This window comes from Brevibacillus sp. SIMBA_040 (assembly GCF_046535075.1).
Lineage (GTDB): Bacteria > Bacillota > Bacilli > Brevibacillales > Brevibacillaceae > Brevibacillus.
In genome coordinates, this window is record NZ_JAWRXI010000059.1 from 1 (window position 1) to 460 (window position 460).

The 460-nt window shown below is 62.2% G+C and carries 1 pseudogene; it reads left to right on the forward strand.

Annotation, left to right across the window (positions count from 1 at the left end):
• Window positions 1-460: pseudogene (locus SB752_RS31930) on the forward strand (hypothetical protein); the annotation flags it as partial.

Sequence of the window (460 nt, forward strand, 5' to 3'; positions counted from 1 at the left end):
CTGACTCACGCTCCGACCGGCAAACGCCTGACATATGGCGATGTGGTCGAAATGGCCGGTTCGATTTCGCTCGACGCCGAGCCGGCACCCAAGCCGCAGCGCGATTGGTGGTTTCTCGGCAAGGCGAACCCGCCGCGAGTCCAACAGCCGTTGATTGCACATGGCAGCGCCGTTTACGGCATCGACGTGAAATTGCCTGGCATGGTGCATGCGGCGCTCATGCAGGCACCGGTACACGGCGGCAAGCTCGCGCGCTATGACTTCGAGAAAGTCCGTACGATGCCTGGGGTACTCGGTGTCGCGGTTGTCGATCCGTCCGAGCAACGCGGGTTCGTCGATCCCGAGCGGGTCCCGTTCCCGATCGCGTTTAGTGCACCGCAAAGCGCGATCGCCGTCATTGCCGAACACTACTGGCAGGCAAGAAAAGCACTCGAGGCCATGCCGATCGAGTGGATCGATG